This window comes from Marvinbryantia formatexigens DSM 14469 (assembly GCF_025148285.1).
Lineage (GTDB): Bacteria > Bacillota > Clostridia > Lachnospirales > Lachnospiraceae > Marvinbryantia > Marvinbryantia formatexigens.
Genome location: NZ_CP102268.1, coordinates 3,176,230 through 3,199,485, shown reverse-complemented (window position 1 = coordinate 3,199,485; position 23,256 = coordinate 3,176,230). Strand labels below are relative to the sequence as shown.

General features: G+C 46.3%; 20 protein-coding genes and 1 pseudogene. 1 reads left to right on the top strand and 20 read right to left on the bottom strand.

What is annotated here, in order from left to right; genetic code table 11:
- Positions 1–4: 4 nt before the first annotated feature.
- From NQ534_RS15020 to recD2, 14 genes are all read right to left on the bottom strand, one after another.
- Complete coding sequence (locus NQ534_RS15020; RefSeq protein WP_334290760.1) at positions 5–1,348, bottom strand: citrate/2-methylcitrate synthase; 1,344 nt, start codon at positions 1,346–1,348, stop codon at positions 5–7.
- Complete coding sequence (locus NQ534_RS21990; RefSeq protein ID WP_527250097.1) at positions 1,326–2,108, bottom strand: transglutaminase domain-containing protein; 783 nt, start codon at positions 2,106–2,108, stop codon at positions 1,326–1,328. Before NQ534_RS21990 ends, NQ534_RS15020 begins: the two co-directional genes overlap by 23 nt.
- 306 nt (positions 2,109–2,414) lie before the next feature.
- Complete coding sequence (locus tag NQ534_RS15010; RefSeq protein WP_040782878.1) at positions 2,415–2,852, bottom strand: MarR family winged helix-turn-helix transcriptional regulator; 438 nt, start codon at positions 2,850–2,852, stop codon at positions 2,415–2,417.
- 228 nt (positions 2,853–3,080) lie between these two features.
- On the bottom strand, positions 3,081–3,848 hold the full coding sequence (locus NQ534_RS15005) for an SGNH/GDSL hydrolase family protein (RefSeq protein ID WP_006861614.1): 768 nt from the start codon (positions 3,846–3,848) through the stop codon (positions 3,081–3,083).
- A 2-nt stretch (positions 3,849–3,850) separates the two neighbouring features.
- Complete coding sequence (locus NQ534_RS15000) at positions 3,851–5,344, bottom strand: MFS transporter (protein ID WP_006861613.1); 1,494 nt, start codon at positions 5,342–5,344, stop codon at positions 3,851–3,853.
- Complete coding sequence (locus tag NQ534_RS14995; protein ID WP_006861612.1) at positions 5,331–6,479, bottom strand: glycoside hydrolase family 5 protein; 1,149 nt, start codon at positions 6,477–6,479, stop codon at positions 5,331–5,333. The genes NQ534_RS15000 and NQ534_RS14995 overlap by 14 nt, the downstream gene beginning before the upstream one ends.
- Entirely contained in the window at positions 6,469–6,990 is a 522-nt protein-coding gene (locus NQ534_RS14990; protein ID WP_006861611.1) for a hypothetical protein, read from the bottom strand. Before NQ534_RS14990 ends, NQ534_RS14995 begins: the two co-directional genes overlap by 11 nt.
- Entirely contained in the window at positions 6,983–8,812 is a 1,830-nt protein-coding gene (locus NQ534_RS14985; RefSeq protein ID WP_081455587.1) for a glycoside hydrolase family 3 N-terminal domain-containing protein, read from the bottom strand. Before NQ534_RS14985 ends, NQ534_RS14990 begins: the two co-directional genes overlap by 8 nt.
- Positions 8,755–9,984, bottom strand: a complete 1,230-nt coding sequence (locus NQ534_RS14980) for a glycoside hydrolase family 3 C-terminal domain-containing protein (RefSeq protein ID WP_006861609.1) — start codon at positions 9,982–9,984, stop codon at positions 8,755–8,757. The genes NQ534_RS14985 and NQ534_RS14980 overlap by 58 nt, the downstream gene beginning before the upstream one ends.
- Positions 9,985–10,017: 33 nt before the next feature.
- On the bottom strand, positions 10,018–10,686 hold the full coding sequence (locus NQ534_RS14975) for a hypothetical protein (RefSeq protein WP_040782874.1): 669 nt from the start codon (positions 10,684–10,686) through the stop codon (positions 10,018–10,020).
- A 215-nt stretch (positions 10,687–10,901) separates the two neighbouring features.
- Positions 10,902–12,269: an ATP-binding protein gene (locus NQ534_RS14970; RefSeq protein ID WP_040782871.1), complete on the bottom strand. Its 1,368-nt coding sequence runs from the start codon at positions 12,267–12,269 to the stop codon at positions 10,902–10,904.
- Positions 12,270–12,271: 2 nt separating this feature from the next.
- The gene (locus NQ534_RS14965; protein ID WP_006861605.1) at positions 12,272–12,973 is read right to left on the bottom strand and encodes a LytR/AlgR family response regulator transcription factor; all 702 of its coding nucleotides are present in this window, start codon (positions 12,971–12,973) and stop codon (positions 12,272–12,274) included.
- Positions 12,974–13,203: 230 nt separating this feature from the next.
- On the bottom strand, positions 13,204–15,240 hold the full coding sequence (locus NQ534_RS14960) for a glycoside hydrolase family 31 protein (protein ID WP_006861604.1): 2,037 nt from the start codon (positions 15,238–15,240) through the stop codon (positions 13,204–13,206).
- 80 nt (positions 15,241–15,320) lie between these two features.
- Positions 15,321–18,329 carry an SF1B family DNA helicase RecD2 gene (gene recD2 / locus NQ534_RS14955; RefSeq protein ID WP_176944181.1) on the bottom strand — a complete coding sequence of 1,003 codons (3,009 nt, stop codon included), beginning with the start codon at positions 18,327–18,329 and terminating at the stop codon, positions 15,321–15,323.
- A 283-nt stretch (positions 18,330–18,612) separates the two neighbouring features.
- On the opposite strand from recD2, the gene NQ534_RS14945 reads away from it, so the two are divergent.
- Positions 18,613–19,755 carry an HNH endonuclease gene (locus NQ534_RS14945; protein ID WP_006861602.1) on the top strand — a complete coding sequence of 381 codons (1,143 nt, stop codon included), beginning with the start codon at positions 18,613–18,615 and terminating at the stop codon, positions 19,753–19,755.
- Between the two features lie 72 nt (positions 19,756–19,827).
- Here the strand turns inward: NQ534_RS14945 and NQ534_RS21970 are convergent, their stop codons facing one another.
- The 6 genes and pseudogenes from NQ534_RS21970 to NQ534_RS14920 form a co-directional block, all read right to left on the bottom strand.
- Entirely contained in the window at positions 19,828–20,022 is a 195-nt protein-coding gene (locus NQ534_RS21970; protein WP_330371611.1) for a hypothetical protein, read from the bottom strand.
- Between the two features lie 27 nt (positions 20,023–20,049).
- Positions 20,050–20,606 (bottom strand): annotated as a pseudogene (locus NQ534_RS21750) (MATE family efflux transporter); the annotation flags it as partial.
- Positions 20,607–20,647: 41 nt separating this feature from the next.
- Positions 20,648–21,034, bottom strand: coding sequence for an FMN-binding protein (locus tag NQ534_RS14935; protein WP_006861598.1), 387 nt, complete (start codon positions 21,032–21,034; stop codon positions 20,648–20,650).
- Between the two features lie 234 nt (positions 21,035–21,268).
- Positions 21,269–21,841 carry a TetR/AcrR family transcriptional regulator gene (locus tag NQ534_RS14930; RefSeq protein ID WP_006861596.1) on the bottom strand — a complete coding sequence of 191 codons (573 nt, stop codon included), beginning with the start codon at positions 21,839–21,841 and terminating at the stop codon, positions 21,269–21,271.
- Between the two features lie 42 nt (positions 21,842–21,883).
- Complete coding sequence (locus tag NQ534_RS14925) at positions 21,884–22,381, bottom strand: hypothetical protein (protein WP_006861595.1); 498 nt, start codon at positions 22,379–22,381, stop codon at positions 21,884–21,886.
- 118 nt (positions 22,382–22,499) lie between these two features.
- Positions 22,500–23,135, bottom strand: coding sequence for an L-2-amino-thiazoline-4-carboxylic acid hydrolase (locus NQ534_RS14920; RefSeq protein WP_006861594.1), 636 nt, complete (start codon positions 23,133–23,135; stop codon positions 22,500–22,502).
- Positions 23,136–23,256 lie beyond the last annotated feature (121 nt).

The following is a 23,256-nucleotide window of genomic DNA, read 5'->3' as shown; positions in this document are numbered from 1 at the left end:
GAAATCACTCCTCCCTTTCCCGCATAACACTCATGTAAGCCGGACGGATAATTTTATTCATTCCTACAAGCTCTTCCAGTCTATGTGCGCTCCAGCCGACAATGCGGGCCACCGCAAATAAAGGCGTATAAAGCTCCATTGGTATTCCCAGCATCTCGTATACGAATCCGCTGTAAAAATCAACATTAGGGCTGACTCCTTTGAAAATATGCCGTTTCTGTGCGATCAGTACAGGTGCTGCTTCCTCGATCGCATCATACAGAGCCATATCTTTGTCTCTCCCTTTTTCCTTTGCAAGTTTTTGTACGTAGAATTTCAGCACTTTTTCTCTCGGATCAGAAACAGAGTATACGGCGTGTCCCATTCCGTAAATCAGCCCTTTATGGTCAAAGGCTTCCTTGTCCAGTATTTTTGCAAGGTAATTCTCAACTGCTTCTTTATCTTCCCAGTCTGGCACATGATCTTTGATATCCTGTATCATCTCCATGACTTTTATATTTGCTCCGCCATGTTTCGGACCTTTTAATGAAGACATCGCCGCCGCTACCGCAGAATACGTGTCAGAACCTGCAGAGGTTACGACTCTGGTCGTAAATGTAGAATTATTTCCGCCGCCATGCTCCATATGGAGTATCAGAGCCACATCCAGCACTTTTGCTTCCAGTTGTGTATAAGAAGCATCCGGCCTTAACATCCTGAGAATATTTTCTGCTGTTGATAATTTCGGATCTGGACGGTGTATATACATACTGGCATGATTCTCATAATGGTTATACGCATGATATCCATAAACAGCCAGCATAGGAAAAACGGCAATCATCTGAATTGCCTGCCGGATATTATCTTCCAGCGTGTTAAACTCTTTGCGCTTATCATAAGATGCAAGCGTCAATACGCTTCTCGTCATAGAATTCATAATATCCTTAGACGGAGCTTTCATAAGTACATCTCTCGTGAAATTCTGCGGCAGTTCCCTTGCTTCGCTCAAAACCTGAAAAAAGGCTTCTTCCTCTTTAGCGTCCGGATAATTACCAAATAACAGCAGATATGCAATCTTTTCAAAACCATATTCGCCTTTCAGAGAATCAATCAAATCAAAGATGTGATACCCCCGATACCATAATTCTCCATCACATGGTTGCAGCGTTCCCTCTTTATTTTTGCGAAAAGATACAATTTTAGAAATACGGGTTAATCCGGTTAATACCCCTTTCCCGTTTTCGTCTCGCAGTCCACAATTCACGCCATATTCTTCATATAGTTTTTTAGGTATTTTATCGTTTTCCATGCAGATCTGTTTTTTCCCTTCTGCATAACTGCTCAATTTATTCTGTTCCATCGATTTCATCTCCATTCATATCGGTAATTTCTTTGACGGTTTCATTGAAATCCTCTATCTCGCTTAACAACTGAAGGAACCTGTCCTTTCCGAATTTTTCAACAGTGCCGCCATATACTTTCTCCATGCCTCTTTTCTGGTTTTCAACCGCCTCCCACCATTTGCCGGTGAATTCAACATAAGTTCCTTCTTCCCCCAATCCATCATATTTCCAATCCACATAATCGGCATCCTGCAGACGTTTTACAAGCATGGAGGATTTCCGCAGCGGGAGATTCATTTTTTCAGAAAACTCTTCCAGGTACATTCTCTTGTCTGTCCGCTGAAGTCCCAATCTCTTTGTGATTGTCCATATCAGCAGTTCATCCGAGGACAGCATCTTGTGAAGTGTTTCTCTCATGCCGTCATAACTGCTTTTTTCCACCACCTGTCCCGAAAAATCCATGCCATCTTTATCTATATTTTTTTGAATCATTCCGACACCTCCTGTTCCTCTGTCACTATTTTCTTCTGCTGCAGTAGTTATCTGAATATCCAGTGAATAATTCTGCCTTTCTTTTTTTACTTCAAATATTGCGCACTCTTCCAGATCCCTTCCCTGTGCCAGTTTCATGTATGTTTCATCTGTCAGGCAGCGGTTCCATGGATCGACTCCCACGTATCCATAATCCGTAGATACCTCAACCCAGGACTGCAGCTTTTCATTTCCGGAAATTATGCCGCACACGCATTTTGCAGGAATCCCGTTCATACGGCATATACAAAGCATCTGATGCAAAAAATTCTCTGGTTTTGCATCCGGCTTTTCTGTTAAATGCCACAGACTTTCCATGATATAAACAGCTCTTACAAAATTTCCTCCTCCGGTTTTTCCTATTTCTTTATTAAGGCATTTGGTTTCAGCATCTGGCTTAGTCAGGTTTGTAAATTCTAAATATCTGTCGTTGCTGCCATTTTCACTGCTCTTTTTTCTCTCTGAATATTCAATTCTTGTTTCTTGATTTATTTATAAATATTTTAAAATTAAAATATTTGAATAAAAAACAACGCTTTCGGCTATTCCGAATCAGTCATACTAATTTCCTAATTCGTCATTAATATTCTGGTTTACTTTTTGTGCAACAACCAATAAGATCCGCCTTTCCTCTTCCGTCACGCCTTTCATAATAATATTCTGCCCGCTTTCATAAATCTTTTCCACTTGTTCTATTACAACATATGCCTCCTTCGTCAGATAATTATGTGTACACCGCCTGTCCTCCAGATCCTGCTCCATCTGAATATAACCTTTTTTCTGGAGCCGAGTTAATGACTGTGAAATGTGTCCTCTGGTAAACATTTTCAGCTCCATCATATCAGACGATGTATTTTTTTCCCCTGCATGAGAAAGGTAAAACAAGAGCTGCATATCTATCTTATGTAATCCGTACTCTTTTTCTAAAGGCGCCAGCTTCTTTTCCAATAATTTTCTGAATTGCATCCCATACAATAATGATTCAAGAGAATAATTCATTTTCTTTTCCTCCATTCTATTTTAAATTTAAACTATTTATTTTTAAGATGATAGCATGCTGCCCCGATTTGTCAATACGTTTTATAGTTCTTTCATACACTTTCTCTTCTTTTTATCTTCCGTCCTCCTCATATCCGATTATATTTTTTAAATAACACCTGTTTTAATCAGAATAAATGAGAGACATCATACCAGAATATGATTCTCTCATTTATCCTCTTAATTCCATCACTCCGCCAAATAAGTAATCAGATAGTCTTCTATATAGGGTGCCCACCACTGAATATATCCCTGCCGCGTCGGATGAATATAATCTGCCATATATTCTTTTTTCTGCTCATCTGAAATATCATTAAATTCTGTATCATTATACATATCAATAAACCCGATATTCCATTTTTTCTGGATATCGGTCATGACATCTATCATTTCTTCATAACCTTTATGCCCGAATTTTGAATTTGTATAAAAAATAACAGGACAGTCCCACGTTTCAGATGCATAGCCTATAATATATTCTATCGCACCTGTAACAGTGCCTGTGTCAAAATCCTCCAGCTCTTTCGTATCCGCGATTTCTCCCAGCGGCATTCGCTGTGTCGCATCATTCGTAGATAACTGGCAGACAAATGCATCAGCTTCCATATCTTTATCTATATTGTTTTTCATTCTCTGCACATACGAATCACCGCCACTGTCTGTCAAAGTCGTGCCCGAAACAGCCTCCTTCACAGCTTTTATTCCATCTTTTTCTTCCAGATAGTCTACAAATGAATATCCGTCTGCTGCTTCTCCATATGTTACAGAAGAGCCGAGAAATATTATCCTTTTCCCGTATAGCGGGCTTTCTTTCTGTTCTTCTGCAAGGACCGGTTCTTTTTCCTGATTATTCCGGTCTGCGGCAGGCTTTTTTACCACAGACAAGTATATTCCCGAAACTGTCATAAACAATACTGCTATACTTAAAATGATTAATGTCAGCTTTTTCTTTTTCATCACTATTCTCCCTTTACTGCTGATTTTGCCGTCTTTTTTCTTTCTGCAATGATTTTCTGATCCTCTTTTATGCCCTTTTCAACATTCATAAACAGGAGCAGTATTATCAATACCGCATGTGCAATAATTTCATATCCCACGAAAAAGAACTCTGCCACTCCTGCCGGGGAAAAAGCAGAATTATCATAAAAAAACAGGAAAAACGCCGTCGCAAGCCCATTTACAACCGTCAGAATCGCATTATATACAGACATGGAAACGCCATCGCAGCGGAAACCGAATCTCGCTTCAAGATGCTCCAGTACATCTGCAAAAAGCGCCATCATAATGTACGCTCCTGGAATACTTCCTATCCCCTTGAATGTCTGCCCAATCAGCACCACCATAAAACTGTCCGGAGCCGATATGCAAATGATACTTCCCACAATAGAGAATGCCAGTCCGGCGATGATCACGCTCCTCTTGCCGAATTTATTCGCAAGTGGCGAGATAAACAACATCCCGGCAGCAAGAGGGATCCCGCTTATAAGCGCCAGCACGGACTGTACCATCTCCCCGTTAAGCTGCATTCCAAACACCTGCGTCTCTGCAAAAAACTCATTGCAATAAATATTAAAGATAAATCCGCCTTTAAACATAACTCCCGCCTGATAAAGAGCGTAGAAAATCATGATAATCCACCAGTATTTATCGCTCATCGCCGCCCTTAACTGCTTTACGGAAGAAACCTTTTCTTCCTCTTCTTCAGAGCCTTTCCCTTCCTCCGTGATACGCTCTCTCGTAAAATAATATTCCAGGATACATGCAAAAAATGCAATAACAGAGAACATGACCATGATACACTGCCATCGGTTTTGTACGCCTTGCTTATCTGCCGCCGACTTAATCCAGCTCAAAATCAACGGCATAACGATGCTACTAAAGAGTCCGTTTGCTGCCACCGCAGGAATGTTTGCCACTACAGACAGTTTTCCCCTCTGTTCCAGATTCCTCGTAGACAGCGAAACCATTAGATAATGCGAAGTAGAATACAATGGATTTGCCACCGCAGCAAACAGATTATAGGTCAGCACCATCCAGACCATGCGAAATTCCAGGCTCAGATAAGGAATACAGAATACCAGGATACCGGATACTAGAAGCAGAGGCGCTGCAGCCAGTATATATGGTCTTGCCTTTCCCTCTCCTGTATTCGTCCTGCCAATCAATACGCCTGCAATAATGTTTGACAGCACCATTGGGATTACGGAAATCAGCGGTAAAAGCGTCAGAAATGTTCCCTGCGCAACAATATCGTCATAAGTCCGGTAATAGGTCAGATAGTATGTACTGACCAGTGTTGTCATAATCAGCACGCCCAGAGGACCCAGGAAATATCCAAACACCATTTCCCAAAAATTCACATCTTTTGTTTTTATCTTCGTGTGGAATCTTTTATTATTCCATAAACCCGTCTTCTTTTTTGCTACGCTTTCTTCTGTCTTATTGTTCGTCATACAATTCTCTCCACCATCCATGTGCAACCGTCCTTGTAAAATCCCATCCGTCCAGTGTGTTTCTGATATTCTTCCAGGCATCGTCGCAGTCCGTATCCTTATGCAACCTGTAATTCCAGTAAATCCATCCAGCCGAGGATTCCCATGCCTTCCGCTCCATATCCTCAATCTTCCAGTGTTCCATCCGGCAGATTTGTTTCTGTCGTCCGGCATCTTTTTCTTTCTCTGCCAGGATAAGCGCTCTTTTATTTACAATATTCCACTCGCCGACTATCACAGGCGTCCAGCGCGCAGTCTTTTTAATGACACGCATGTTGTACCACACATATATTTTATATACAGGCAGAAAATGCAGAGGCAACATATTCTCCATAGCGCTGATATAAATATGGGTATCTATCACCACATTCTTCATGCCTGCCTTCTTAAAGAAATCCTTCCATGCTCCCAGCCGGAATCCATCGTGGAACACAATGGTTTTCTCTTCCGGCAAAATTGCTCTCAGCCGTTTGTAGGCTTCTATATAGAACGGCTTTAAAAACTTCATCGGTACATAGGAAGAGCCTTTCGCCTCTTCCCTGTCCCTCGCTTTTCCCGTTGACGGCGCTGTCATATAGACAAGCCGGCTTATTGGTTCATTCAGCACTTCAATACCGTACAATCCCCTCCGTTCTCCGTAACGCTGTGCCAGCCGTTCCAGTACACTCAGAGCAAATTTCACTTCCTCCGGTTTTTTGCACCACTTGCAGACTCCGATGATACCGCCATTGTCATATCCATTCTGGCTGCCGGGCACGGTATGCAGATCCACAAGAATCTGCACGCCGTATTTTTCTGCCCAATCAAACGCTTTATCTACATATTCAATACAACCGGCATAGGGAGTCCGGTCACCGAATACAAAGAACGGAACGGGCAGCCGGACCAGGTTCAGTCCCCAGTCAGCGACCTGTTTAAAATCCTTTTCTGTTATATAGGTATCCCTGTGCTGCTTAAGAAGCGCTTCCTTCTCTGTCTGGTCCATAACACGGTTCAGCCACACTTCATCTTCTGCATCAATTCCCTCAAATAGCTCCGGACTCATCCATTTTTCCAGAACCAGCCAGTTTCCGAAATTCACGCCTTTAATCTTCATTTGTCTCCACCACCTCTATTCTTCTTCCTCCCAGAAAACTCTTCACGATTCCCAGTATAACCGTGATAAGGAAAAAACCGATTGCGGCAAATGACATATATACTGCTTCCTCACCGCCGTGTCCGGAATCAAAATCCGTCACGATACAGTTTCCCACAGCTTCCACCCGGTCCATCAGAATCATTCCCACTGCCTGGCAGAGCAGAACAATCATCGCGATTACAAGTATATAAGTCCATTCTTTTTCCGGGCTTTTTTTCTGCGCATAAACGCCGATTTCCGCATTATTGGATATTTTACCCGATATTTTAACAAGCCCGCGTTCCCGCACATATGCTCCGGCCATTTCCACAACTACCGCTGTAAACAGGCAAATCAGAATTGCCACACTGTGCATCTGACCGAACACATAATATCCGGTTGTATAACTGAGCAGGAACAGCACCATGCCCGCTACGGTCAGCACCATCATTGCGATATCTAATCCTGTCTTTCTTTTCTTCTTACTCATATGTTTTCTCCCTGTCTGTTTTCCTTCTGCATCGGACACTTAATCCCCACAGGACAGCAGATACCGCTGCCAGAACAATACATGCGCCCCATATACCCGTCAGAATCCACTGCCACGCCGTGTATGCACTGGCCACAGAGCTTTCCTCCGTAATGCCGTTCATGCGATTGCTGTTGATTGCCGTGTAAAGATAACGGTGGTATGATTCACGAAGCTGTGCCTGAAGTGCAGTATCCTCTTCAAACACTTCCACACTGTACCCCCACGCAGCAGAGCTGTTACCACCGCCAAGCATCTGATCATTGCCTGCCATCAGACATTCGCTCGGAAGAAAATATTGTGCAGATTTCACAGAATCGGTAATCACTCTTCCGTTGTATCCCCATTCTCCGCGCAGAATACCATTCATCAGTTCCTGGCTTGCCCCGCAATGAGTAAGACCTATCCGGTTAAATGCAGTCATCAGATTCATAAGGTCACCGTCTTCAATCACAATCTGAAAACCTCTGAGTTCATTCTCTCTTGCGGCCTGCTCGTCAATAAATACAGCTACGCCATCACGATCCGTTTCCTGGTCATTAAATGCAAAATGCTTTGCTGTTGCTGACACCCCATATTCCTGTGCTTTTCTCACCACATCTGCACCCATATTTCCCGTAAGTACGGAATCTTCTGAATAATATTCATAATTTCTCGCATTATACGGACTTCTGTGTACATTAAGTCCCGGCGCATTCCACTGGGTCACAAGAGTCCAGATTGAATCATTTCCGACCATCCTTCCCTGTTCTGAAGCCAGCAGATGACTATATGTCGATGCAACTACGACTTCACTTTCATATACGTTCGTCTCATATCCGTAATATTCATCTGATTCTTCTATCTCATAAATTGTCCCCTCTGTAAATCTTCCAAGTATCCCCATAATGCCAAGCGGGCTGTCTGCACCATTTACCTTTGGCAGACCTATCGATTTCAGCGTCTCCGTGTTAGCGGTATACTGGTCCAGCATATCCTGAAGGCTGACTTCCCGCATTAAATCCTCATATAGCGGGTCGTTATAATCCGCACCGAAAAGCTGCGCCGCCACAACTCCCAGATTCTGCTCATATTCCCACTCAGTTTCTCCGTCATACTGTGCATTTACCTCATTTGCATCGTAGGTGGCATTCTGCAGGAGTGTAATCATTTCTTCTGTCGCCGTTACAAACATTACCTCTGTCGGGAATGTTCCTGCCCAGTCATTTCTTGTCAGATATGTCACCTCCGTTCCGCAAGCCCACGTGTTCAGATCGGCATCCGCAAGCCGGTTCTGAATCACCGTACCATTGGACTCTGTAAACGCCATGTCTTCCTCCAGCTCAACTGCAAGCGTCACGCCGGACGACGTTACATTCTGCATCAGCTCCGGATACTGGTATTTCAGTACAGACTGTACTGCATCATGCGCACCATTACCTGTCGAGAACACATATTCTCCTGCTTCCAGCGTATATGCGCCTGTCACATCGTCGTGCACATAAGTATCATCATAAGTCCGGAAATCACCCGTATTAAATATCACAGTAACCTCCTCACTCTCACCCGGATTCAGGAGCACCGACTGCGTATAATCAGACTCAGACGCCTCTCCGGTCTTTGCATATCCTACGAGTTGGATTGCCGGTTTTTCTACGCCGTTCTCTCTGTCATAGTCTGTATACGGCTGGGCTACATAAAGCTGTACCACATGCTTTGCCGCCGCATCTCCTGTATTCGTCACCCTCACAGTGACTGCAGAATCTTCCACGCCGGACCAGTCGATACTGCTATATAATTCCATACATCTTTGCCATCAGCCGTTTCACCGTGCGCTGCCTCCGATGCATTTCCCGCTCCTGTGACAGTATCATAATATCTGGTCTCATAATATTTATATCCAATGTAGATCCCCTCCAGCTCTGCCAGATACCAGCTCGAACGAAGCGCATCATTCGGAGACGAATCGATATCAGCCGCATTTGTAAATGTGTATGCACCGTAGTTTACTGCCGCCGGCGAAAGTGCCGAATTAACTGCATAAGTATCCGCCAGATGTCCCGACGGGAGCACCCCGCCGCTTAATATCTGCGCGATACCATATGTGCCATAGCATCCCGGATTGCCAATCCACATGATCGTATCCACACTGTCATCCATATCAAGCTCTTCGAGTTCCATAGCGCTTCCGGAATTAATCAGCACAATCACTTTTCCAAATCCCTGGGATTCCACATAGGCTATCAGCTCTCTTTCATCATCTGACAGACCGAGGATATTTCCTGTCGGACTCCCGGAAAACTCGTCCGCGTCTGCAATGCCTTCCGCTCCCGGATAATAGTCGCTTCCTTCAGAAGAATCCCTGCCCAGCACAATGATTGCAGCGTCGCTGTACGTATCGTAGCTGTCTTCCTGCGTCTGTGTGTATTCACTTACCGGAACTTCATTGACAGTCGTTCCTGTATTTGTATCTATATTGGTTGCTCCTGCAGCGTTTCCCGGAGTATAGGTCTGTGTCATATCCATATAAAACTGCTGCATTACTGGATTGACACTGAATCCGTATTCTGTCAGAGCATCCGCAAGACTGACGCACTGTTTTTCGGATACTTTTCCGCCCATCGTACCACCGTACTGCATTTTGAGGCTGCGCATACCAAACAGCGTCACATTTGTTCCACCCGCCTCAGCGGTTCCTTTCAGCAGCACTGTTCCCTCAGCCTGGATTCTTGTCGCAAGTCCGATTTCTGCTTCGACCAGCTCTGCCGCTGTGTCATAATCTGACAGATAGATGTAATCATCCGGATTCTGGCTCCGTTTCACGCCTTCACTGGAAACTCCAAGCATTTCATTTACCTTATCTTTCCAGTCAAACGCAACGGTACGGATGCTCCCTGTCAGGATTAAAAGCGCAGAAAAAATAGCTGTCATTCCTCTGAAAAACCGGGGACTGGGTTTTATTCTCTTTTTTTTCATTTCACACTGCTCCTTTTTATGCACTACCCCGATTTAATCTGACGCTATAGCTGTCTCCTCTTCCGCAGCGGTGTCCGCTTCAGAGGTTTCTTCCGTTTCACCGGCTTTTACATAGGTTACAATTTCTCCGTTCTCACCAAGTGTAAAGACTGTTTCCGGAATCCAGTCCAGAATGCCCGGCGTATCATCGCTGTCATATTCTCCGGAATCTTCGCCCTCTACTGCTGCAAGTCCTGCATTCGAAACAATTTCTTTCGAATATGTATCCGTTTCGAGTTTAAATGTAGCATGCTCTGCGGCAGATACCGTTACCGTTCCATCGCCATTATCCTCATAAGTACCTTCTGCGCTTACTATGCATACAATACCGATGCCATCGCCTGCTCCTACTTCAATCCGCTCGCCATTTGAGCCGGTATACGCATCCGAGGTCAGTTCATAGGTTCCATCGCCACTTAATTCCAGTGTTATATCTGTGTAAAGGCGTCCTTCATAATTTATCATTCCTGAAAGATCTCCTCCTAAGAACTGGTATGCTGGCATATCAACCGTATTCCCGTTATTTTGATTAAAGGAAATCGTATAAGTTTCAGCCATAGTTTTTTTTGCTGTGTCTTTGTTCCCGGATTCACTTCCGCTCCCGCAGCCCACCAGTCCAAGTGTCACAACCCCTGTTAAGATTACCGCCATTGCTTTTTTCATTTTCCTACCTCCTGAAATTGTGCGAATTATCATATTGATATCCGTTTGTTTATTTTTGCTATACTTAGACTAAATCAAGGCAGAAAATTATGCAATATGTGTGGCATATCATGCATTTTTCAGGCATAAAATGCAGTCCAACAACAAAAAACCAGATGTTTTCACTGATTACATCTGGCTTTTTCTGAAATCTGATTTAAATGTCCCAAATACCTTCACGCCGGCAGCATAATCTGCAGGGAGAAAGTATGATTTGTATGGCTTATTCGCATATCACCTTTATATTTTTTTGACAGCATCTGAATACTCCTTACGCCAAATCCATGATAATATGTGTCTTCTTTACTCGTCAGAAGCTGTCCGTTCTGAAAAATAAGTTCTCCATCAAAATAATTTTCAATCATAATACAGTTCATTTTTCCTATCTGAGAAATGTTAACTGCTATAATCTTTTTTTCTTCCTCATATTTTTCTACACACTCAATCGCATTATCGAGTGCATTGGAAAATATTGTATACAGGTCAATCACCGATATACGGTTAAAATCGCCTCCATTTACAGTACACGTCAGACGAATCCGCTTGTTATGGCAGATCAGCCCTTTTTCTGTAAGAATCGTATTCAATATCTCATTATCTGTCTTTACAACGTAATCAAAGAAATCAGCCGCACTTTGCGTTTCCTGGTACAGTTTTTCCTTTTCTTCATCCCTTGAAAAACGCAAAGCCTGTATCTGCCGTTTCAAATCATGACATTTCTGATTAATCACCTCCATGTTCTGCTTTGAATATTCGTACTGCTTTTCTTTCTCATTCTGCAGATACTGCAGCATGTTCTCTTCCTGCCTGAGATACGTAATCCGGTAAAAAAGAAAAAGAATTCCTAGCACAAATAAACTAAAAACAACACTTGTAAAAGCGCAGAAATACTGTACGGTACTAACGATAGTATTATATTTATCCGTCAGCATAAGCGGTTCAATTCCGTGCTTGAATATTCCATTTGATATATCCCAGACGATATTGGCAAAAATGAGCAGGATACTTAAAAAACCACAAACCATAGGCGAATCTATCCCATAAAGATTCTCCACCAGGCGCATGTTTCTTGCAAAGAAGAAATACCCTGTAGCTCCCAGAAGAAAATAACATGCCGTATAAAGCAACAGATACAGCATCGTATCCTTTTCTGCAAGCTCCGGAAACCACAATCCCAGAATAAAATTCTGTATAACCGCATTTCCAATGGCAAAAAGGCATATCCCCATAATGCACCGGACCATTGTCTGTCCAATGGAAAGCCCAAACCACCACCGCATCAGCAGGATTGTCAAAAAATAAAAAACAATCCACCAGATATAAATCATTACTGTCTCAAGCTGTCTGGAAGCCGTAAATTTTGCCAGGTCATAATAAGGAAAATACAATAACACAAAAATAATTCCTGCCGCATTTCCAGCAATCCATTTTGGAATAACTGATTTCCAGTAAGGAACATTATCAATGATAAAAATCATTTCAAGAATCGTCACCGCAAACCATGCCACAATCTGATTGATTACATTTACCGGTGTAAGTTCCATCCTCATTCTCCTCTGTAAAACTTCATATAGTCCTGCATGAAAGAATCTCTGTAGTTTCTGGACACCGGAATTACATGCCCTGCCACCGTCAGTTCTTTTCCCTGTATTCCCTCTACTTTCGCCATATTAACCAGATAGGATTTATGCACACGTGAAAACCCAAATGGCTTCAGCTCTTCCTCCCACTCTTTCATATTCCCACGTGCTTTGAATTCCCTTTCCTGCGTATGGATATAAATATAATGGGCAAGTACTTCCACATATTCGACCTCTTTTATCCGAATTCTGCGTGTTCCCTCTATAGTGTCCACCATAACCGCGCGTTCCCTGCTATGAGCAGCCTTTGCCACTGTCCGATGGAATTTCATGGAAAATTCATAATAATTGATGGGCTTCAGAATATAGTCCACCGCATCAACGCCATATCCGTCTATCGCATACTGTGCCACATTCGTGATGAAAAGTATGGTTACATTCTTATCCCGTTTTCTGATTTTCTTTGATGTCTCCATCCCGTTCGTTCCCGGCATATCAATATCAAATATCAGTATATCCCATACCTGCTGATACTCAGCCAGCAAAGCATCTCCGGACGGAAATGTGCTCACCTCCATCTTTACGCCCGATTCTTCTGAGAAACGTCTGATATATTTGGTAAGCTTGTCTCTCACTTCCTTTTCATCATCAATCACTGCCACTCTCATAAACTTTACCTTTCCTGCATAACATACGGCGTCGAAAAAATTTCCGTCTTATCATTAAATCACAGATTTCCTGTAATTACATAAATCGCAGATTTTTTATAATTATACGAAACGCCCATTGCTCATGTCAAGCGAAAGGATAATCCGTTTATATAACATATTCTCTTTCGTTTTTGTTCACAATACTTTACGACATGCGGCTGCCCGGTTTCTTTATATCACGTAATACCTTACTCCTTCTTTACAAATACCGGCATATCCTCCAGCGTTACCTGCACGGTAATCCAGCTTCCGCCCGGATATTCCTGTCCGTTCCAGGCATCCTTCCAGATAACGCCGCTGCCGGGTAAGTAGACCCTGCGTGTTTTTGCACCCGCCTCCAGGACCGGTGCCGCCAGCACCCGGCTGCCGTAGAGGTATTCGTCCTCCACCTCCCAGGCAGTTTTGTCCTCCGGAAATTCATAAAACAGCGTCCGCATGACCGGCGTGCCCTTCTCATGCGCCTCTTTCATCAGTTCGCGCGTATAGTCGCGCATCTGCTCACGCAGATTCAGATACTTCACACAGATATTGTATACTGTATCACCATAGCTCCATACCTCGTTCGGCGCGCCGGAGAGGCAGGCGGCGCCGCCCGTGGTGCCGAACTGCGGCTGACGCGGTTCACGGTCGCCGTGCAGGCGCATCACCGGGCAGAAGGTGCCCCACTGGAACCAGCGCACAAACAGCTCCCGGAATGCCGGGTCGGACGGGTCTCCGCCATGAAAACCGCCGATGTCCGTCGTCCACCACGGAATCCCGGCAAGCCCCATGTTCAGCCCCGCCGCAAGCTGGTTTCTCATACTCTCGAAGCTGGAAGCGATATCGCCGGACCACACAAGCGCCCCGTATTTCTGGCTGCCCGCCCAGGCGCAGCGCAGCAGATTGACAATATTTTTCTGCCCTTCCGCTTCCATGCCCTCATAAAAGGTGCGGGCGTAGTCCAGCGGATAAAGATTGCCGACCTCCAGGTCTGTTCCCAGATAATAGCGGTAATTGTCAAAATCATACGCGGAATACTCCGGCTCCGCCTCGTCCAGCCAGAACACGCGGATGCCCTTTTCATAATAATTTTTCTTTGCCTTCTCCCAGACATACTCCCGCGCGCCCGGATTCGTTGCATCATAATAAAGTGTGGCGCCCAGGAAATACTGTCCGGTGCGGAATCCCCGCTCCGTCCGGATAAGATAGCCCTTCTCCAGCATTTCCTCAAAATTTTCACACTCTCTGTCCACGGTCGGCCAGATAGAAACCATCAGCTCGATTCCCATCTCCTTCAGCTCTTTTACCATTGCCTCCGGATCCGGCCAGTAAACCGGGTCAAATTTCCACTCTCCCTGCTTCGGCCAGTGGAAATAATCTATGACAATCAAATCAATCGGCAGATTCCGGCGCTTATATTCCCGCGCCACCTCCAGAAGCTCCTCCTGGGTCTGATAGCGCAGCTTGCACTGCCAGAAGCCAAGCCCGTATTCCGGCATCATCGGAACGGTTCCGGTAACAGACGCATATGCCTCCTCGATCTCCTTCGGCGTATCGCCCGCCGTCACCCAGTAATCGAGCGCCTTCGTGGCATACGCCTCAAAGCTCATAATATTTCTGCCGAACACCGCACGCCCGATGGAGGGATTGTTCCACAAAAGACCGTATCCGCGCGAGGAAATCAGAAACGGAACGCTCGCCTGCGAATTGCGGTGCGCCAGCTCCAGGTCCATGCCCTTCAGATCCAGGTACGGCTGCTGATACTGCCCCATTCCAAAAATCTTCTCATGCGGGTCTTTCGATTCAAAGCGCATTGTCAGACGGTAATCCCCGGCAATGTTCGGCCGGAATTCGCGCGCCTCCACCTCGATGGCGCTGCATTTTGCATCCCGGACATCCCGGCGGTTCCGCCAGTATTCCTCCAGAAGAATCTCTCCCTTCTGGTTATAAATCATGATTTTCCCGGACTGCGAAATCTTTGCGGTAATTTTGCCGTTTACAATCTCCGCTCCCTGCGCCGTCTCACGGATATTGTATTCTGTATTCTTCTCTTTGCCGCTTTCCTGTGCCGGGGCAATATCTGCGCACTGCTGCCCATCTGCCGGCTTCTGCAGCGCCCAGTCATTTTCCGGCATACAGTTGTTTTTAGTCGCGCGGATGCGCAGGGAATTCTGTCCCCAGGGCTCTATCCAGAGTTCTTCCGCATCGTAATGGTATTTCAGTTTTCCTTCTTCGATTTTCAGCATGTTGCATCCTCCCTGTACAAATTGTTATCTCCGTTCCGTTTCTGCCCCGGATATTTATCCGCTGCCCCGTTTTCTGCAGATTATTTTCTCTTCATCGTATCCTGCAGCCGCTCCTTCAGCAGCGTGTTGCGTTTTGTTACGGTGACATTGCGCACCGCATACGCCAGCGCTTTTTTCGTGCCAACCATCACGAGAATTTTTTTCGCGCGGGTGATGCCCGTATAAATCAGATTGCGTTGCAGCATCACATAATGATTCATCAGAACCGGCATCACAACGATTGGATATTCCGAGCCCTGCGCTTTGTGGATGGTGGTCGCGTAGGCATGAACCAGCTCATCCAGCTCCGAAGCGTCGTATTCCACAATACGCCCGTCAAAGCTTACCTTCAGCGTGCGGGCGCCCACGTCCACTGACTCGATAAATCCGATATCGCCGTTAAATACTTCCTTGTCGTAATTGTTTTTTATCTGCATCACTTTATCATCCATGCGGTAGACAAAGCCGCTCCGGCGCAGTCCCTCTCCCTGCGGATTCAGCGCCTCCTGCAGCGCCAGATTCAGATTCGCCGCGCCAACGGCTCCCTTCTGCATGGGTGTGAGCACCTGAATCTGACTGACCGGCGTATGATAAAAGCGTGATAATTTCTGCTGCACAAGATTTACTATCTCGGCGACTGCTTCCTCCGGCTCCTCTTTTTCAATAAAGAAAAAGTCAGCGTCATTTCCATTTGAAATATCCGGGAGCCTGCCCTCGTTAATCCGGTGCGCGTTCATGACGATACGGCTGGTCTGCGCCTGCCGGAAAATCCGCGTCAGGCGGATGACCGGAAAGCAGCCGGAATCCATCATGTCGCGCAGCACGTTGCCCGCCCCGACTGACGGGAGCTGGTCCACATCACCCACCAGAACAAAACGCATTCCGGGCGGAACCGCTTTCAGGAGCGCATTCATCAGGATAATATCTATCATCGAGCACTCATCCACGACCAGAACATCCCCTTCCAGCGGATGCTCCTCATTTTTCTGATAACCCTCCGGCGGCTTATACTCCAGAAGGCGGTGGATGGTCTTTGCCTCCATGCCGGTGGTCTCTTCCAGCCTTTTTGCCGCTCTTCCGGTGGGCGCCGCCAGAAGTATTTTCAGCCCGAACGCGCGGTACGCCGCCAGAATTCCCTGTACCGTAGTGGTCTTTCCGGTACCCGGTCCACCGGTGAGAATCATCACCTTTGAGGTCGCTGCTTTTCTTATGGCATCCGCCTGGATTTCATCATATTCCATATGTATTTTCTTTTCAATATGTGATACGTCGATGGAGAGCTCCGGATTCCCGGTCTGCTTGCGCGCCTGCATAAGCTGCACCCACAACCGGTCCTGCGCCGGAGTTTCCGCCAGCCTTTTCAGCCTGTCTGCAATCCCCGTCTCCGCATAGTAAAACGGCGGCAGGTAAATTGCGTCGATTGTGCCGTTTTCTTCACGGTCAGCTCTCTGCCCTTCCCTCCCCTCCGGATACATCTGCACAGATGCCTCCGGTTCTGTCTGCGTAATCTTCTCCCGTATCACATCCTTATCCGCAATCATCTGGTCCAGCGTCATGACAATACTGCTCTCTTCCGCTTCCAGAAGCTGCACCGCCTTCCGGATAAGCTGGTCCCTGCCCGCGTATACATGCCCTTCGTCCGCCAGACTGCTCAGTGTATACATAATACCACTGCGCAGACGGACAAAGGATTCCTTCTGAAATCCCAGCTTTTCCGCAATGCTGTCCGCCGTTTTAAAACCGATGCCCCAGATATCGTCCGCCAGACAGAACGGATTTTCCTTCACCTTCGCGATACTTTCATTTCCGTATTGCCGGTAAATCTTTGCGGCAAACGAGGTATTCACGCCGTGGTCCTGCAAAAACAGCATCACATTTTTGATTTCCTTCTGCCGTTCCCAGCTTTCCTTAATCTGAAGAATACGTTTTTCTCCGATTCCCTCCACCTCGCGCAGACGTCCGATTTCGTTTTCAATCACCTCGATGGTATCTGTCCCAAATTTCCGGACAATCCGCTGTGCAAACCGGGGACCGACGCCCTTTATCAGACCGGAACCCAGGTATTTCTCGATGCCATAAACCGTGGCAGGCAGTGTCTCCTCCCACGTCTCCGCCGCAAACTGGCGCCCGTAGCGGCTGTCCATCCTCCAGTTTCCGTCCATCAGCAGTACGGAACCGACATTAACATCCAAAAGGCTCCCGACCACCGTCACCAGATTGCCGTCATCTTTTACCGCGCATTTTAAAACGGTGTAGCCGTTTTCCGGATTCTGGTAAGTAATCCGCTCCACCACGCCGCGCAACTTCACCGTATGGTGCACCGGCGCCGGTGCGCCCTTCTGCACTCCGGCAGTACCCGGCATCTGCCCATCCTTCTGTGCTCCGGCGCTGCCCGGCATCTGCCCGTCCTTCTGTACTCCGGCGCTGCCCGGCATCTGCCCGCCCTTCTGTGCTCCGGCGCTGCCCGGCATCTGCTCGCCCTTCTGCCGTCTCTGCCGGGCCGCCTCCGCTTCTTCCGCCAGCTTTCCGTATACCTTCTGGTTCATGTGGCAGTCGTTCAGCGCCCGGTGCGCGCCTTTTGCTGAGATTCCATAATGCTCCGCCAGGTCGACCAGTCTGTGATGCGAAAGCTCTGGCAGCGCCGCACGCGCCAGAAGCAGCGTATCTACATAATCATTGTCCGGTACTTTCCGAAAATATTTCTTTGCGTCGCGATACAGAAATTTCATATCGAAGCTGTTGATATTGTGCCCGACGAGAACAAAATCCCCGGCAAACGCAAAAAAATCCCCCAGAACTTCCGAAAACGGCAGCGCCCCGGCAACCATTTTATCGGTGATTCCGTTTACCCGGCTGGCTGCGGGCGGAATCTTCCGCCCCGGATTTACAAGGGTGCTGAATTCGCCCGTCACCTGCCCGGCTTCCACCTTCACCGCCGAAATCTCAATTACCTCGTCGTATTTCGAGGAGATTCCGGTCGTCTCAAGGTCAAACACCACATAATCCGCAACATATTTATTTAGTAATCTTCCTCTTTTGTCCCCCAGCACAGCAGTGTCCCATCCCCATTCCATATGCTTCGCGGCTGCAAGGTAATACCGCTCTGGGTATTCCCTATTTCATATATTCCACATCGCCGGTCGCTTCGCGACTATAAAGTAATAGTAACACATTTACAGGAAATACGCAATTCCCCGATTTTTCTGTTGACAGATTCGGGGAATGATGTTAAGATAGGCTCAGAAGAGTTCCCGATAATTTTATCTGTTTTATCCGGAATTTTATTTTCTAAAATGCAGCCCGAAAGAATGCCCTATGTAAGGAGGTCTTTTCATGACAATCAGCCAGAAAACATTACTGTCTTTTATCCAGAGTTATTTTGCCACGCTTGGTCTTGCAGACGAAGCCGCCGCATTTTTCACCGCTCAGCGTTTTGACACCGGTCTGGTGCTCTGTCTCCCGGATGTCTGCCTGCTGCCGTCAAACAAGCCGGAAGCGTCCCGGAGCAAGCAGACACATATCCATGTGACCGGTGACAACCGCTACTTCTTTTTCCCCGCCCCGGAAATCGACGCCGCAACAGAGTCTTCCTCTGACCGGAAGCAGCCCGCCGTGCTCTCAAAAGCCAATGTACAGCATATGACAGACCATACATTGCATACATTCTCATCTATGGAAAATTGCGATACATTTTTCATGAAAAAAATTGCATACCGCATGACACAGGACGCACAGGTGCAAATCAGCAAGGTCCGCCAGGATGACAGAGAATTTATCCGCCTGCGCAAAGCGTTGTATACACATGATTTGCTGATATTTCTGAAGTATAAGAACAGCGACAGACTTTTTGCAGTCGGTATTCCGGCTGAATTTTATCAGGGGAACTACGAGCTGCCCCAGGAAGGTCTTCTGAAGCATCTGGAAAGTCCCGGAAGCGTTACTGTAAAGAGCGCTCTAAAAGAAGTGTCAGATTCTGTGGATGCCGGTGTCATGATTACCGGCGCTGAAGCCATTTCAGACAGCATTTACCAGCAGCTTGTCAACGAAGCTGATGGCGATATTTCCCCGGCGGAATATGCAGCGGAAAAATATATCCCTCCCGCTGCTGAAAGGTCCGTCTCTTCTGACCGCCCCGCCACAAATCCACGGCTGGGTAAAGCGGCAATAAAACGCAGCGGCTACAAATGCATTTTTTCCACCGATGCAGAGCCGCACAAAACCTTCCTCAAGCCGGACGGCACGCCCTATCTGGAGGTCCATCATCTGATTCCATTGAAGCAGCAGCCCGCTTTCGAGTACAAGCTTGATACAATGGCGAACCTGATTCCGCTCTGCCCGCTCTGCCACCGCAGACTGCATCACGGCTGCCGGGCTGATGTAGATGAAATGCTCACGCAGTTATACGAAGAACGCCATGAGATACTGAAGCAGTACCATCTTTCCATTACGCTTGAGCAGCTGAAGTCCTTCTACTAGTTCTGCTGCGCACGGATTGTCCGTGCAGCTGGCGTCCGGCATACAACACTCATGTGTCATGTGCGATTTCTCCTAATTTTTAAAAAACCGGCTCAGAGTAATCATTCCGATTGCTGACAGTATCAATTCGGCTGTAAACTGCGCATATGCCAGACCATAAAGCGGGAACAGCTTATCCAAAATAAATAAAGCCGGTATTTCCAGTACGATTTTACGAAGGATGGCAAACACCAGCGTTTTCTGTCCCACGCCGCACACGCCGGTCACAATATCTTTCCGAAAGCCCAGCATCGACGGACGAATGCAGACACAGGTGCTTTTCCGTTTTACAAACAGTAAAACAAAGAAGTAGATACAGGCGGCACAGTTTGAAAGGAACCATTACGACATTTAAAATTGCCGGGACCGCTCCGCAGGTTACTGTCCATCTCAGGTACCCGGCTGTTGCCGCAGAGGTATCGGAAGACGTACCGAGCAGGTTCAGAACAGGACCGCTGAAAGCCGTATAAATCACGGAAAACAGGATACCGCAGAGCAAAGCCAGGTAGAAGCCAAAAGCGGAGTTGCGATATACGGTATCATAGTCTTTTCTTCCCAGTGCGCGGCTCATCATGCTGGAACTGCCTACTCCGAACAAATTGTTAATGGCATTAAAAGCTAATAACATGGGGGACAGCCAGTGTGACCGCCGCATTTTGAACGGGATCGCCCAGCATTCCCACAAAATAGGTGTCGGAAAGGTTATAAATTACCATGACCAGCGAGCTGATCATAGTAGAGACTGCAAGTTTCATAACTGCCTCCGGCACAGGCTTTTCTTCAAATAAGGCTGTTTTTGACTGGCTTGTCATTCCGGTTTTTCATCTCCTTTTCCTTCCGAATACCCGGTGCTTTACTGAGACGCTTTTTCAAGGCACCTCGCTACAGCGTCTTTAATTCCATTTGAAGTTACGGTCGCGCCGGAAACAACGTCTGCCTCATAAGACTGTTCTTCCACGATCTGACCGGGAAGCTGATCAATCGCAATGCCTCCTCTGTCAGGAGTTTCCTTATTATCTCCGACTGTTACACTGGAAATTGTTCCGTTTTCAATGACAACCGTAACATCAAAACTTCCGTTTTTTCCTTTTGCTGTTTCTGTATAAGTGCCGTCTGTCCATGTCCCGGCTTCCCCAATTTCATAAGTCTCCTTCGTATCCGTATTGGAAGCGCCGCACCCGGATAAAATCGTCATGCCGGCTGCCAGCAGGATACTGATTGCAATTATCTGTCTTTTCATATTCACTCCTCCTCGTATCTGTTGCGATTCCAGAACAAATAAGCTGCTGCCATGACATCGATGAATATCCTCCGTCTTTTCTGTATCGCTTCACTTTGCTCCCATGTAACAGTGTAGAAGTATGAAATGACGATAGGAACGACATAAACGGCGATTGTGTACGAAAAAACGTCCACCGGACGTTTTTGTCGTATGCATGGCAACGAAAAAAAACGGAACCGCAGCGGCTCCGCTCTACTTAAAGATTTCAAAGGATTTTATAATCAGCTTATTCATGCTGTCAATGTCTACATCATAGGGATTTTTCAGCCAGTAAACAAAGGCTGATATGGAAAGTGTCGAAACCATTTCCAATATCATGTTTTCATTTTTTATACTTTTATCCTGGAAAAGCTGATTCCAGAAATGGTATTTAATTCCTGTCTGCCATTTCTGAATAAACTGAATATTCGGATTTGCAATCAGAAAGGCATAAAATACCTGCTTGTTTTGTTCAATGAGATGGCAGGTATTTTGAAAAAATGGAAATCCGCTTTTAAAATCAATGGCTGTCCTGCCAAAATCTTCATTGACCTCAAGAAGCTGATACAGCAAAATATCTTCAATTTCTTCTTTAAGCTGCATTACATTATCGTAATAAGAGTAAAATGTACTTCGTGCCACATGCGCCTGATTACACAGTTCTTTCACAGAGATTGCATGAATTTCTTTCCGCTGATTCAGATCAATTAACGCTTTCTGCAAAGCACACTGTGCATCTGTATTGACTTTCTTTTCTATGTTTGTAATATATTGATAAGGATTCATATTTGCTGTTCTCCCCCACAATCATTGAAAATACATAAAGTGCTACCAAATCCAAATCATAAGCAGTGCACTGAGCGCTCCCACAGCCGCGAAAACAGGAATCATCGGAAGGCACACTTTTACATGAAACCATTTCTGATGGTATTCCTTTTCCATGTGTTCCGTACCGGGGAGCCGGATTCGCTTTATGTTGGCAAACAGTACCCAGTCCAGAAAAAAAGTGTCCCAGGCAAACAGGCACAGGATATATGCATAGGAAAGCAGCAGCCCCTCTGCGAAGGTTTCCGCTCCCGCCAGATGCAGCATCCATGCAAAGAGAAACATAAATGCGATAAGAGCGACAAGCTTCTTCATCTTCATTGCCACGGTCAGCTTTTTCTTTGTCGCTTCTTTACGCTGTGTCCGGTAGTATACCTCCTGAATCTCCGGTGGATAGTCGCTGATAAAAGTCAGCGGACTGATATAAAGCATCCCGAACACCAAAAAACCAAATGCCAGAAGCATAATGATAATTTCAATAAAAATAATTACAGGATTCATACGCACCTCTCTGCCCTTTCCGCGAAAACTGCTCCGGATATTCCCCCGCTGCCGTAAAGCATCACCATCCGTTCCAGGCGTTCTTTGCCAAATTCAAAGTATTTCATATTCTTTCACCTCATCCCCGTTTCTTTTTATATCCGCAGTCACAGTACGGTCCGCCTTCGGCAAGTGTATACATCCGGACGAAATCCGTTGCGCCGCCCGCCTCGCTCATGGTGTAGTCCAGATGACACAGGGCGGGCGTCAAGTCGTAAAGCCCCAGCTCCCGCATCAGCATGCAGATGCCGCATTTCGTAAATCGCCCTTCATACCCACTGCCGTCCGGGTATTCATAAAATTCCATATTCCAGGAATAGGGGTTGCGGTCAGCAGCTTTCAGAGCTGCGGTTGCCTTCATCCCGGCAATATCCTTTGGGGTGTATTTTGCTTTCCCGCTCTGGCGGCAGAACCATTTCATGGGCTTTGTCATCATGGCTCTGGCGTAATAATCCGTCAGCCGCTCTACATCCGGGCGCTGCGGCATGGAGAGAACGAACGCGCCCAGCATGGCGCAATTCACGATATTCATTTTGAAACGGTCCGTCTTTTCAAATTCCGGCAGACCTGTGATGATGGTACGATATTTTTTCCTGGCATTTTTCCTGATATCCTTTGCGGTATCCGCATTGTAATCGAACACCGCCGTCAGTTGCCTCTGAAATGACTTTGCAAACAGTGCCCACATGCCCATAGGCATTCCGATATATTTCATACTCTCTCCTCCAAACCGACAATTCTATATAACGCTTCACGCAAAATCCTTTTATTTTTTTGCAAGCACGGTAATCCACGGTTTCCGTCTTGTTGCATCCAGACCATCCGGTTCATTAACA